The organism is Gimesia panareensis, from assembly GCF_007748155.1.
Taxonomy (GTDB): Bacteria; Planctomycetota; Planctomycetia; order Planctomycetales; family Planctomycetaceae; genus Gimesia; species Gimesia panareensis.
Window position 1 is genome coordinate 5,555,012 of record NZ_CP037421.1, and the last position, 12,608, is coordinate 5,567,619.

Genomic DNA, 12,608 nt, shown 5'->3' on the forward strand with positions numbered 1-12,608 from the left:
TGCGTAATGTGATGTCAGCCTGTCGCATCCCAATCTGAAGAATTCATCTTTGTGAAAATGAGCTGGGATATCAGGCTCATTCACCTGCGATGTCTTCGAAACCTGATTTTCAATAGAAATTCATTGACATTTAAAAGTGGCAACCTGTAGACTTAATTAATCATTAGTATATTAATGAACTAATGATTAATACCTACTTATAACTTTTTTGACTGTAGGAAAATGCGCTCAGTCTCAGCAAAACAAACAGTGTGTGCTCTATCTCATTCATCGTCCCACACATAAATGCAACTTGATATTTCTGAAGGCAAAGAGGATTTTCAGATCTGAATTTTCCTGGCGACACAGACCTTTTTCTCAATTCATCTCAATCAAAAGGAAAAAGTGACATGACTCAAACGCATTTAAAGCACCGTGGGTTCACACTGATCGAATTGCTGGTGGTGATTGCCATCATCGCCATTTTGATCGCCTTGTTGTTACCGGCCGTCCAGCAGGCTCGTGAAGCGGCCCGACGCTCCACCTGCAAAAATAACCTGAAGCAGATCGGTCTGGGGTTACATAATTATCATGAGACACACAGTGTCTTTCCCTTTTCAACCGTCTGCAGAGTCAACGCTGCTTCAACATCTCCCTGGGCAACGTCCAATACCAGGCAGGGCTGGTTCCACATGCTGCTCCCATTTGTGGATCAGGCCCCCTTGTACAATAAAATCACGCCGCGCATTCAAGCGAATCAGTTTCCCGGAGGATGGCCGGAAGCCACAGTCCGTGTGCCGGTTTTCAGTTGCCCTTCCGACCCGAAAGCAGGCAAGATTACCCAACAGGGTTTCCACGGCAACTATCTGCTCTGTTCCGGATCGACCTCACAAGGGGCAGCCGGCACCTATCCTAAATTGAATGGAATGTTTTACAACCTCTCCAAAACCCGTATGCGGGATGTGGTCGATGGAACGACAACCACCATCATGGGGAGTGAAATCAATATCGCAGAAGATTCCATTTCTGCCCAGGGAGCAGGAAATGTCGTCTGTGGCGGCTCACACGATCTTCGCGGCCGCTATCATAACAGCTATCACAATGGTGGCCTGACCTTCACCACCCTTCGACCGCCCAACACACCCACAGGCGATGTCGCACAATATTGTAATGGTACCGAAGATGCTCCCTGCCGGGCCTGTTCCAGTACGGACAATGAGATTCATGCGCGCAGTCGCCATGAAGGCGGCGTACATGCCCTCATGGGTGATGGTTCCGTGCGTTTTGTCTCAGAAAATATCGATACCAGCCTGTTCCGTGCCTTAGGCACTCGGGAAGGAAAAGAGACCATCGGAGAATTCTAAACCGATAAACTGAACTCTCCCTGCTGACAGCAAACCAGCAGGGGGCCTGTTTTTCTGAAGTGATTTTTTCATCCTCAAATGATCCATGCGCGCTCACTATGGAAAGGGGCATCACATGCCTTTAATACACGCCAGACGTTATTCTGTTTTGATACCAGCTGTTTTGATATTTCTTTCAGGTTGCAGTGGTTCTTCCAATACGCCTCCAGAAGTTGAAGTTCAGGGGACAGTCACTTTTGATGGAGAGCCCCTTCCACAAGGCAGTATTGTCTTCGACCCGGTTGACGGGAAAGGAGGCTCTTCCGCCGGAGGCATTGAAAACGGTCTGTTTGTGTTTAACAGTCAGTTCGGAAATAAAAAAGTTCTGATCTCAGCCTCACGCGATACTGGTAAAAAGGACCAGTATGACGAACCAATCACGGAATCCTATATTCCCGCTAACTACAACACAAACACCGAACTCACCGCCGAGGTCAAAGCAGATGGGGAAAACAAATTTGAATTTGTATTGAAGTCGAAATGAAATTCGAGAAATAACTGGGGGAGATCATTCCTGTCTGCTGGGAATGAAGTTTTTTGAGTTCCCGAATTCACTCTCTTGCCATACGATGCCAGTCTATTCCACTGACCAGCCAACTCGACTCTGAAATCGTCTCCTGATAACGAATTTTCCAATTCTCCCCCAGCCTGTCCTGGATCGATGCGTGAAACTGTATAGGATCCACAAGCGAAAAAGCATTTACGAAATGTACCAAAAAATATCCACTCACCTGAGCCGAAGTAATCATTTGATCGAGGATCTTTTCTGAACCACAAAGATCAACCATTGCCAGGTAACTGATATTGCTGAATGAATCCATAGCTTGATCATAAAGCTTAGTCTTACTATCACTACTCGCCAGAATAACAGGATCCCCAACCCAACGTCCTGTCATCTCTAGCGTACCATCCAAATCTGAGATGAGATGTTTAAGGACCATCCCGGTGTAAGGATCTCCTAAAAAGCCCCGAAAAAAGTTTGCCCCCAATAAGTAACCTGGCTCGAAATACTCTTCTTTGACAGGATTCACTAAACAGCAGTTCGATCCCATTTCTCGTCTCCCGGTTAGTTTGCTGGTAAGGTTTCATTTCAACGTATCTTACCAGGACAAGAAACTGGCTGAACAGGATCGCTGGAGAAGGGAGATCTTTTTCTAAATAGAGAATACAGATCTCGTAAGTTACTGTTGAGACTTATCACCTGTCTGTCGGCACGTAATGCAATACTGCTGCAGGTCCAGGAAGGAGGCTTTGATTGCCTCGACCAGTTGTTCGCCGGTCTCTGCTTCGGGCAGTTGCGGGCCGATGATCACATCGCAGTTGAAGGGGACCAGCAGCGCTTCGCCCCGCGGCAGTGCCCTGCCCAGTCCGTGCATCATCACGGGGGTCAGGCTCGTATCAGACCGGTCATGTACGATGTGATACACGCCCCGCTTGATTTCACTCAACTCTTCGGGATTGCCGCGGCTTCCTTCCGGGAACAAGATCAGAATCTCGCCACGATCCAGGGCCTCGTGACAGCCGGCGAAGAGTTCATTTTTGCGCATGCGACCGGTCCGTTGGATGGGAATGATGCCCAGGCAGTTCTTCGAAAACCAGGCGAGGAATCGATTCTTGAGGAAATAATCGGCGGCCGCCACGGGACGCACCTTGTGCAGACGGGACAGCGGATACAGGCTCATCAGCACCAGCGCATCCAGATGGCTGTTGTGGTTGGCGACCACGATCCCCGGCCCTTCCAGAGGCAGGTTCTGTTTGCCTCTCAGATTCAGTCCGAGCACGACAAACACGATCGGCCTGACCACCAGAGCAAAAAACAGGATTTTGAGGACCCGTTCCATAGTTTAATAACTGATGTAATAGAGGTAATGAAAAAACAGGGGCGAAGTAAAGATCAGACTATCACAACGATCCAGGATCCCGCCATGACCGGGAATCAGTGAGCCACTGTCCTTGATCTCCAGATCACGTTTGATCGATGAGATCACGACATCGCCAATAAACCCGGAGCCACTGATCAGGAGCCCCGCCAGCAGACTGAACTTAAAATTCAACGGCGTCAGAAACGGTCCCAGAAAACCGGAGACAAGCGCGATCGTCAGCACGCCCCCGATAAACCCTTCCCAGGTTTTATTCGGGCTGACTTTGGGAATAATCTTGTGTCGGCCCAGCAGCTTACCCCAGATAAACTGACACACGTCATTAAACTGCGTCATAAACAACAGGAAGATCACCAGCCCCATGCCCCCGGCGGCGGCGTTCTGCACAGGTAGCATCAGCAGATAGGCGATGTGACTCAGACAGTAGACGGTCAACATCACCGCCCAGTGAATGATCCCGGCGGAATGAATAAAGCCATGCGTCTCCCCAATCAAGACCATTCGCATGGGCAGAAACAGGAAGAGGTACACGGGGATAAAAATGATAAACAGCCCGTACCAGCCGATACTCACCAGGTAGTATTGCACGGGGATCGCCAGGTAGGCCCAGAACAGCACTCGCCGATCCGCCTGCCGGGTGGGGACGATCGAAAAGAACTCTTTGAGCGCCAGGAAACTGATAAACGCAAACAGGATGATGGCCGTCGTGCGACTGACGATCAGGCAGACAAACAGAATGCCGATCATCCACCACCAGGACTGAATCCGCTGCCGCAGTTCGGTATAATCCTTCTCCGGTTTGACGCGGGCCAGGATCAGCCGGCAGGTCGTGGCGGTGACCAGTAACCCGAAGACAACCAGCATCGCATAGAAAGAATGCTCGGGGATATCCCACATAATCAGGCTTCCAGAAATCGATAGGCGGAGACGGCACGGCGGATGCACGTTACCACGGCACCGAGGACAATCACAATTAACGCAGCCAGTAACGCATAATCAGTTCCCTGCACCAGTATTTCCACCGCAGTCAGTACGCAGGCGATCGTCAGTACGGCCATACGGTGCTGTTTGGCCATTGGTCCTTTGAAATCGACGGGCGCTCCGATGCTGGCACTCAGCGTGCGAATGTAGGCGGTCATCACCGCCAGCAGCCCGGCACACCAGCCGAGTTCTGCACCAAAACTGACCACGTGGATGGCATAACCGGCGGCAACCAGAATCAGCGGATCGGCAATCCGGTCCGGGATATCGTTAAACAGTTCGCCCGAGTTGGTTTTCTTCCCCCCTTCGACGGCGACCATCCCGTCGAACAGATTGCACAGCAGTCGGCACTGAATCATCAACCCCGCCAGGATCAGTAGCCACCAATGTCCGTAACAGGCGAAGCAGAAAAAACAGACTGCTGCCAGCGCCGCAAACAGAATACTGGTCACGGAGATCTGGTTGGGAGTAATCTGCTTGCCGCTCAGGTAGCGGGCAAACGTATTGACAAATTTCACGTCGCGTATCTTGAGCGGTCGTCTGGCGCCGTCATCACTCATACTGGGTAACTCCCTGCTGCTGATGAATCCGGAGTAATCTCCAGGAGGTAAACATACAGAACGAAAACGCAACCATCAGTGCCGGCAAGATAGTAACGAGAATCCGCTGCGTTCCCATCAATGTATGCACATTCACCAGACAGAATCCAGTAAAGCAGATGACAATACAGGCTGGTAAAACCACCTTCACCAGCGGCTTTTCAAACCGATGAAACAGATACGTCACCGCGTGAACCATGCACAGCGTAATCAGAAAACTGGCCGTTCCCTGTGTCAGTCCGGCGACGAGCCCCCGATTCACCGATTCACCGGAATTCATCACAAAGGCCCAGCCTCCCCAGAGCAGAAAAGCCAGAACCGCGGAGATCAGATTAAAGTGCCACGAGGTACGAGTACTCTGTTTCATGGAATCAGCCTGTCAGAAAAAATGTATCAGGTTGTCAGAGCTGCGATGCAGCCCCTGAGCCGTGACTATACTGCCAGTTCAAATCATGTTAAGCAAGCATGCAGACTTAAGATCGACCTCAGAGCCGCATTCTCCTGCTGTCTCTGCTCTTGCAGTGATCCTGAATTACCGAACCGGACCAGTGCACTTGCGATCCCATCCAGCAATACATACACTTAAGTTCACTTCGTTTCCTTTCTCCTCTCAATACAAGGCGATGTTCCATGAGCTATATCACGCGAATTCTTTTCCTTTTAGGAATCGCAGCCACAATTTTTGGTGTGATGGAATCCATGCTGGCTTTCAATGGAACGTCAGAGCCTGAAGAAGTGACCTTAACCGCGCTCGGCCAGCCCGATGGCACAGACAACGTCCACCTCACGATTACCGATTTTGAATACGGGGAAGGCGTGGTCTTCGAAGAGAAGAAAAATGGAGACTGGAATCAGATCTGGATCCCACTGGTTCTGCCCGGCGAAACCTGGACGGAGCGTCCGATCGTAGCCAACACCAGTGCTGTCAAAAATGAAGCTGATCTCGAACGACTGGTCCAGCGCCGCAGCCTGACAGGTGTGGTCACCAATATTTCCAAAGGACTGGGAGGAGAGAAGAAGAAGCAGTTCAATATGATGTATCCCGACGTGAATCTGGATGAGGCGCTGGTATTCCAGGTCGATCGCCGGTTCCCCTCGCTGCTCTTTACCATTCCCCTGACCCTGGTCGGCGTGGTTCTGCTCCTGGTCGCCGCGGGGATCACCTTTGGCTTTTTCAAACACAAGGAAAAACCTTCAACAGAACACCAGATGGATTCAGGTTCCGCCTGGGCGGAAGAGTCGGATAACAGTGAGGAGAATATCAATCACAGATCTGAAGACCGGAACAACTGATATGACCGTCAGTTTTATTGAAGAGCCCGGAAGAACAGCTTTTAAATCATCTCACTTTTTAAAATATCTGTATGCCATATGTTATATCTACAAGTGTGAGCATTGATATACAAAAGCCGACTCCGCTGTTCTAATCGTTTTTAGTCTGGATTATCGAATGAGAAGAATTCTGGGAGGTCTCGTTTTCTTGATGGGACTGAGCCTGACGTTATTGGGTGTCACTGAATTTTTGATTTATCAGGAAGGATCAGATATTCCAGAACAGATCACACTCAAAGAACTCGGAGTTCCCGACCCTGGAAAGAATGTCAATCTGATTATTACTGATTTTCAGTTTGGCGATCGCTACCAGATTGAAGAAAACAAGAAGGCAGAGTGGAAGCAGGTCTGGATACCGTTATGGCTTCCCGATGGAAAATTCACAGAAGTCCCCGTAATTGCTCATATCAAGGGACTGACCAGTCGAGATGAAGTTGAAACACTTTCACTTCGCAAAGAGATTCCGGGAATTCTGACTCGGGGCATAGACGGTTTCGGGAACAAGGAACGTCGCTATTTCAAAAGTATATATCCGGAAACCGATTTCACCAACGCGATCTCGTTTGAAATCGATCGCCAGTTTCCCTCTCTCTTATTTATTATCCCGATTACCCTTGCCGGGATAGCCCAGATTGTGCTTGGCCTGGGTTTTGCATGGGGCTATTTTCTTAAAAAACTCCCCTGATCCCAGTCACATTCTTAAAACTAAAAAGAGAATCACCTGGAACCACATCAGGAGTCTTTGATTCTCCTCAGTAACCTGTCCAGTTCGTCCCGGGGTGCTTTCGAATGGAAACCGGGGCTCCATAAAAAGAACTGGATTTGTTTTCCCATTCCAAACGGCTCTGTAAACCTGAGCCTGATACGATACTGCCTGGGAGAAAAAGGGTAAGTCAGGGGGAAGTACTGGCTACTCCTTAATTCCTCAATATTGGTCAGCGGCGTTGTTGCAGTCTGTCCGTCCTTCTTAAAACGAATTTGACTGTTATTGATCCAGACCACATCTGCAAAACCGGATACGAGATATCGGACCAGACCATAAAAACACAACCCCGCAATCACTGCGATTGCCAGTCTCCCTGCTGTTTCAAAATCCCAGCGCCATATTTGTTTTGAAGTCAGGAACGAAATCAAAATACAGAAAATGAGCGGTGTCAGTGGCAACCATTTTCTGATCAGATACGTAGCTCCTCCGGTCGAGATCTGCTCCATTTCTGATTCTGGTCTGGAATCCTGCTGCATTTTGCTCCCTCATTCCGATGGCATGCTGCTTTCGGACAATGGCGTTTCTCGCAGATTCAGAGTTTATGCCATCGGGAAAAAAGTCACTCCCAGCAGGACGACAATGAACCCTACCACGCCCATCAGGGCCGTCATCGGCGTGATGTACTTCAGCGTCTCCCCTTCGGTCATGCCGCTCATTTTACCGATGACCCAGAAGCCGCTGTCGTTCATCCAGGAGAGTGGCTTCGAACCACAGCCAATCGCCAACGCCAGATAGACCGGGTGAAAACCGAGTGTCGCGGATTCGGCGATCCCGCCCAGAATCCCGACAGTGGTGATCATCGCCACGGTGGACGATCCCTGGGCCGTGCGGATTGCGGTCGTAATCAGGAACGCCAGCGTAACCAGCATCAATGGTGAAACATCGGGCAGAGATTCAATCAGGAAACTGACGCCCGTCTGCTGCAGTACCCCTCCGAAGGCACCACCGGCAGCCGTGATCAGAATAATTACGCCCCCCGTGGAGAGTGAAGCCTGGATCGATTCCGAGAGTTCCCCCAGCGAAGCTTTCTTCTGACGCACCAGAGTCGCCAGGGCGATGACCGCAGCGATGCCCAGGGCGATGTTTTTATTCCCCAGGGTCATGATCAGCGACTGTATATTATCGGGAATCGATTCGCTGATCGATTTGAATTTTAATAGGGTCGAACCTGCAATTAACACAACGGGCAGCAGGATAGGCGTCAGCGAGAGCCAGAAAGATGGCAGCTCTTCCAGTTTTTTGCTGGAGAGTTTCTCCAGATCTTCCTTCGTGACATCGGCTGAATCCCGAAAGGGAAGTTCGCAGTGTTTGTTGATCAGAGTGGCGTAACCCAGCCCGACGATCGCAGCGATGCTGCCGACAATCATCCCGCCGATGATCATGGTCGCGATATCGACACCCAGTTGCTCCGCTACGAACAGCGGTCCCGGGGTCGGCGGCACCAGGGAGTGCGCCATCGTGCCGCCTGTGACAATTGCCAGCACATACAGCAGGTAGTTTTTCCCGGTGCGGAACCGCATCGCTTTTCCGAGTGGTATCAACAGGTAGAACACCGTATCAAAGAAGACGGGGATCGCCAGCAGAAACCCGCTGGCCATGAAGGCGACCGGGGCCAGCTTCTCGCCCACAAAATTAATCGCCGATCGGACGATCCGCTCTGCAGCACCACTCTCCAGCAGACACATACCGATGATCGCCGCCAGCGCGATCAGGATCCCGATCTTGGCACAGGTCGAACCGAAGCCCGCTGCGACCCGTTCGCCCACCGACTGCTCCCCCGCTTTGATCGCGGCCTGATAGTTGGTTGGCGTAATTGCGAAATCGTCGAGACGAATCTCCCGGCTGGCGCTGTCATCAAGCACCTGGAGGTCGGCGATGATCCTCCGCTGGCTGTCTTTGGTAAATTCAGAGGTCACCTCGACCACTTCGGTTTCGGCAATCGTAACCAGTGGGAACTTGGGCTGCTCACTCCCCATGATCAGCAGCAGCCTCCCCTTCTGCAGCATCCCGGCCTTTTCGACCTCGATGACGATCTTCCGGTTCTCGGGAGCGACCTCGATGATTTTAAACTTGTTCTTACGGAGGGCTGTCTCTTCGATCTGCTGGGCGGGCGTCAAGACACCTACACAAATGGCACCTGCCAGCAATGCCAGGAAAGCATGCAGGCGAAAAAACAGGACGCCACCAATGACGATGGCCACCCCGGCTAAAATAATCACGATGACCCAAGCGCTCAGTTCCATGATTTTACCAGTCTGGTTTTCAGATAGGACCGTGGGAATTTCATGAAATTCACCATTTTTCCGACACATTCAGATCTGAATCGGGTTTAATAGACGTCAGCCATTCAGTGACGTCTGACTGACTCCCGAATTCCATTCCGGGCCCAATCTCTTCTACTCAGATCAGGTGAAAGGTCATGATGAGTTTTTCCATGAAACGCACGGCACAAATTGTGAGTTTTTTTCTACTTACTTTGTCTGTCCCATTATGCCACTCTTCGACTTTCGCAGCAACAAAGAGTAACGCCCAATCAAAGAATCGCCAGCGCGTCTCTGAAAAGGAACTGGCTGCAAAAGTGGACCAGCTGATCGAAGCGGAACTGAAAAAATCCGGGATCACTCCGGCCCCCCTGGCGAATGATGAAGATTTTCTCCGCAGGGTCACCTTCGACCTGGCGGGCAGAATGCCAGCGACTTCCGAAGTCCTGCTGTTCGGCCTGGACTCGACTCCCGGCAAACGTCAGGCCGTGATCGATCAACTGCTCAAGTCAGACGATTACGGCATCAACTGGGCCCGTTACTGGCGCGATGTGATCTATCTGCGGGCTACCGACATGCGTGCCCGGATTAACGAGAATCAGTTTGTCGACTGGATGACCACCCAACTGAATGAGAACAAAAGCTGGAAGGACATCACCACCGACCTGCTGACCGCCACCGGCGATGTGCGGGAGAACGGCAGCACGGCGCTGATCTTCGCCCATGAAGGGGATCCCGCCGAACTGGCCGCGGAGACCTCGCGGATCTTCCTGGGAATCCAGATTCAGTGTGCCAACTGCCACGACCATCCGACAGACAAATGGAAGCGGAAAGATTTCCATGAGCTGGCCGCCTTCTTCCCCCGTGTGCGTGTGCGTCCCGTACGTGATTCGACACCGCGGACCTTTGAAGTCGTCTCCATGAACAACGGCAACCAGTTTGCACGCCGGGTCCAGATGCTGAAGAATCCGGAATTCCTGTTCCGTACGCTGGACCGGAACCGCGATGGCAAACTGACCGAGCAGGAAGTGCAGCGCACCCGCATGGCGCCCGGCTTCCAGCAACTGGTCTCCCGTGCTGATACAGACGGCGATAAAGCATTGACAGCTGAAGAGCTGAAGAGCATGCCTCTCCCGGAAAACACACAGCGGTTCATGAGCGAATATTACATGCCCGATCTGAACGATCCGACCTCCATGGGCACGGTCGTCCAACCGGTCCTGTTTGTAGGCACCAAAGCCCCCGAGGGACTCGATGACCTGGAACGGCGTGAAGTGCTTTCAAAATTCCTGACCTCGCAGTCCAACCCCTGGTTCTCCCGGGCGATTGTCAACCGCTTGTGGGCCGAGATGCTGGGCGAAGGCTTCTACACGCCGATTGACGATATCGGTCCGGAGCGGAGTGCCGTCTATCCTGAAGTACTCGACGCACTGGCCCAGGGTTTTACTGACAGCGGCTACGACTTGAAATGGCTCTGTCGCACGATTACCAGCACACGGGCTTACCAGCGGAAAATGCAGAAGCGATCGGAAGGACAGCTTTCGACTCCCTTTGCCGCTCAACTCCCCACCCGTCTGCGGGGCGATCAGATCTTCACCGCGATCACCCAGGTATTCGGTGTCGACGATCTGCAGGCCGATCGTAATGCCGGCAACCGTCGTTTCCAGCGCGGTAGATCGGCCCGGGGACAGTTCAGCAGCCTGTTTACCTTTGATCCTTCCACTTCACAGGATGAGATTACCGGCGATGTGCCACAGGCCCTGTTCATGATGAATTCCGAAGCCCTCAACGGCATGCTGGGGACCAGCCGTTCGACGAAACTGGCCCAGATTGCTCGTGACTTCCCTGAAAACAAAGCGGCGATTCAGGAACTCTACATGTTGACGCTTTCCCGGGAACCGACGGCGAAAGAGCTCGCGATCTGCCTGGATTATTTCAAGCAGGCCGAGCGTCGCGAAACAGCCCTGGAAGACCTGATGTGGAGTCTGCTCAATTCGAGCGAATTCATCACGAAACGTTAAACGACATCGAACAGCTTCGTCCAGAGTGTGACCCAACAAAAAAACAATCTCTCCATTTGAGGAGTTTAGCATGAGTCTTTTTCACCAACAGCATGTCCAGCCTCATCGCCATGGATTTTCGCGGCGCAGCTTTTTACGCAACGTCTCCCTGGGTGCGATGGCGGCAGGTACGCTCAGCTTTCACGATCTGATGAGTGTCTCCGCGGAAGAACTCCGCAAGCAGGGACGCTCCATGATCCTGCTCTGGATGGCCGGCGGACCCAGCCAGTTTGAAACCTTCGATCCCAAACCTGGTACATCCAGTGCCGGCGACAAGGGCACGATTCAGACAGTGGTTTCGGGGATCGATATTTCCGAAGAGTGGAAACAGACCGCGAAGGTAATGAAAGACATCGCGTTGATTCGCTCGATGACAAACAAGGAAGGCAATCACCAGCGTGCGACCTACCAGATGCATACCGGGTATGTTCCTTCAGGCAGTGTGAAGCATCCCAGCCTGGGATCGAATATTGTCCGGGAGATCGGCAACAAGGAACTGGAGATCCCTTCGATCGTTTCAGTGGGCGGGACCACCGGAGCCGGCTTCCTGGGAGTCGACTACGAGCCGTTCAATATCAATAATCCGGGGAACATCCCCAATAACGTGGCAGCCACGGTTCCTGACCAGCGTTATCAGAAACGTCTGGGACTGCTGGGGCGGCTTGATACCGAGTTCGCCAGTCGGGGCGGTGAGGTGGTCGTCAAAAATCACAGCAAGATTTACAACAAGGCCTCCGCGATGGTCCTGAGTCCGCAGACCAAAGTCTTCGACCTCAGCCAGGAGCCCGAAGCATTACGACAACAGTATGGCGAGAATAATTTCGGTAAAGGCTGCCTGCTGGCCCGTCGCCTGGTGGAAGCGGGTTCGACGTTCATCGAAGTCCGCTCCAACGGCTGGGACAACCACTTCGATATCTCTGAAACCATCACCCCGCGTTCACGGGAAGTGGATGCTGGCATGGCCGCTTTGATTTCCGACTTGAAACAGCGGGGCATGCTGGATCGCACCCTGGTGGTCTGGATGGGCGAATTCGGACGCACACCGAAGATCAATGCCCGCGATGGGCGCGACCATTATCCGCGCGTCTTCTCCGCGGCCCTGGCCGGTGGTGGCGTGAAGGGAGGCCAGGTCATTGGCTCTTCAACGAAAGATGGTTCCGCGGTTCAGGATCGCCCGGTCACGGTCACCGACCTGTTCTGCTCGATCTGCCAGTCACTCAATGTGAATCCGAAGAAGGAAAACATGAGCCCGCTGGGGCGGCCGATGAAAATCGTCGATGGAGGCGCAGTGGTCAAGGAACTGTTTTCCTGAACCACTGTCTGCCCGCATCAATAACTGCCATTCGG

Annotated in this window: 13 protein-coding genes; 6 read left to right on the forward strand and 7 right to left on the reverse strand. The window is 52.2% G+C overall.

Annotated elements, in window-relative coordinates:
• Positions 1 to 389 precede the first annotated feature (389 nt).
• Positions 390 to 1,343, forward strand: coding sequence for a DUF1559 domain-containing protein (locus Enr10x_RS20805; RefSeq protein ID WP_145451242.1), 954 nt, complete (start codon positions 390 to 392; stop codon positions 1,341 to 1,343).
• A gap of 115 nt (positions 1,344 to 1,458) precedes the next feature.
• Positions 1,459 to 1,866, forward strand: coding sequence for a hypothetical protein (locus Enr10x_RS20810; RefSeq protein WP_145451243.1), 408 nt, complete (start codon positions 1,459 to 1,461; stop codon positions 1,864 to 1,866).
• A gap of 67 nt (positions 1,867 to 1,933) precedes the next feature.
• On the opposite strand, the gene Enr10x_RS20815 is transcribed toward Enr10x_RS20810, so the two are convergent.
• The 5 genes from Enr10x_RS20815 to Enr10x_RS20835 all read right to left on the reverse strand — a co-directional run bounded on the left by Enr10x_RS20815 (position 1,934) and on the right by Enr10x_RS20835 (position 5,209).
• Positions 1,934 to 2,434 carry a hypothetical protein gene (locus Enr10x_RS20815; protein ID WP_145451244.1) on the reverse strand — a complete coding sequence of 167 codons (501 nt, stop codon included), beginning with the start codon at positions 2,432 to 2,434 and terminating at the stop codon, positions 1,934 to 1,936.
• A 129-nt stretch (positions 2,435 to 2,563) separates the two neighbouring features.
• A complete protein-coding gene (locus Enr10x_RS20820) occupies positions 2,564 to 3,223 on the reverse strand; it encodes a lysophospholipid acyltransferase family protein (RefSeq protein WP_145451245.1) in 660 nt (219 codons plus the stop codon).
• A gap of 3 nt (positions 3,224 to 3,226) precedes the next feature.
• Positions 3,227 to 4,159, reverse strand: coding sequence for a phosphatidate cytidylyltransferase (locus Enr10x_RS20825; protein ID WP_145451246.1), 933 nt, complete (start codon positions 4,157 to 4,159; stop codon positions 3,227 to 3,229).
• Positions 4,160 to 4,161: 2 nt separating this feature from the next.
• On the reverse strand, positions 4,162 to 4,803 hold the full coding sequence (locus Enr10x_RS20830; RefSeq protein ID WP_145451247.1) for a CDP-alcohol phosphatidyltransferase family protein: 642 nt from the start codon (positions 4,801 to 4,803) through the stop codon (positions 4,162 to 4,164).
• A complete protein-coding gene (locus Enr10x_RS20835) occupies positions 4,796 to 5,209 on the reverse strand; it encodes a hypothetical protein (RefSeq protein WP_145451248.1) in 414 nt (137 codons plus the stop codon). Before Enr10x_RS20835 ends, Enr10x_RS20830 begins: the two co-directional genes overlap by 8 nt.
• 263 nt (positions 5,210 to 5,472) lie before the next feature.
• Between Enr10x_RS20835 and Enr10x_RS20840 the strand changes: the two genes are divergently transcribed.
• The gene (locus Enr10x_RS20840; RefSeq protein WP_145451249.1) at positions 5,473 to 6,135 is read left to right on the forward strand and encodes a hypothetical protein; all 663 of its coding nucleotides are present in this window, start codon (positions 5,473 to 5,475) and stop codon (positions 6,133 to 6,135) included.
• 157 nt (positions 6,136 to 6,292) lie between these two features.
• On the forward strand, positions 6,293 to 6,859 hold the full coding sequence (locus tag Enr10x_RS20845; RefSeq protein ID WP_145451250.1) for a hypothetical protein: 567 nt from the start codon (positions 6,293 to 6,295) through the stop codon (positions 6,857 to 6,859).
• Positions 6,860 to 6,906: 47 nt separating this feature from the next.
• Here the strand turns inward: Enr10x_RS20845 and Enr10x_RS20850 are convergent, their stop codons facing one another.
• Together Enr10x_RS20850 and Enr10x_RS20855 are read right to left on the reverse strand one after the other, a co-directional pair.
• A complete protein-coding gene (locus Enr10x_RS20850; RefSeq protein ID WP_145451251.1) occupies positions 6,907 to 7,416 on the reverse strand; it encodes a hypothetical protein in 510 nt (169 codons plus the stop codon).
• A 63-nt stretch (positions 7,417 to 7,479) separates the two neighbouring features.
• Positions 7,480 to 9,183 (reverse strand): GntP family permease, encoded by a 1,704-nt coding sequence (locus Enr10x_RS20855; protein WP_145451252.1) that lies wholly within the window; start codon positions 9,181 to 9,183, stop codon positions 7,480 to 7,482.
• 176 nt (positions 9,184 to 9,359) lie between these two features.
• On the opposite strand from Enr10x_RS20855, the gene Enr10x_RS20860 reads away from it, so the two are divergent.
• Positions 9,360 to 11,222, forward strand: a complete 1,863-nt coding sequence (locus Enr10x_RS20860) for a DUF1549 domain-containing protein (protein ID WP_145451253.1) — start codon at positions 9,360 to 9,362, stop codon at positions 11,220 to 11,222.
• A 70-nt stretch (positions 11,223 to 11,292) separates the two neighbouring features.
• Positions 11,293 to 12,573, forward strand: a complete 1,281-nt coding sequence (locus Enr10x_RS20865) for a DUF1501 domain-containing protein (RefSeq protein ID WP_145451254.1) — start codon at positions 11,293 to 11,295, stop codon at positions 12,571 to 12,573.
• Positions 12,574 to 12,608: the final 35 nt, after the last annotated feature.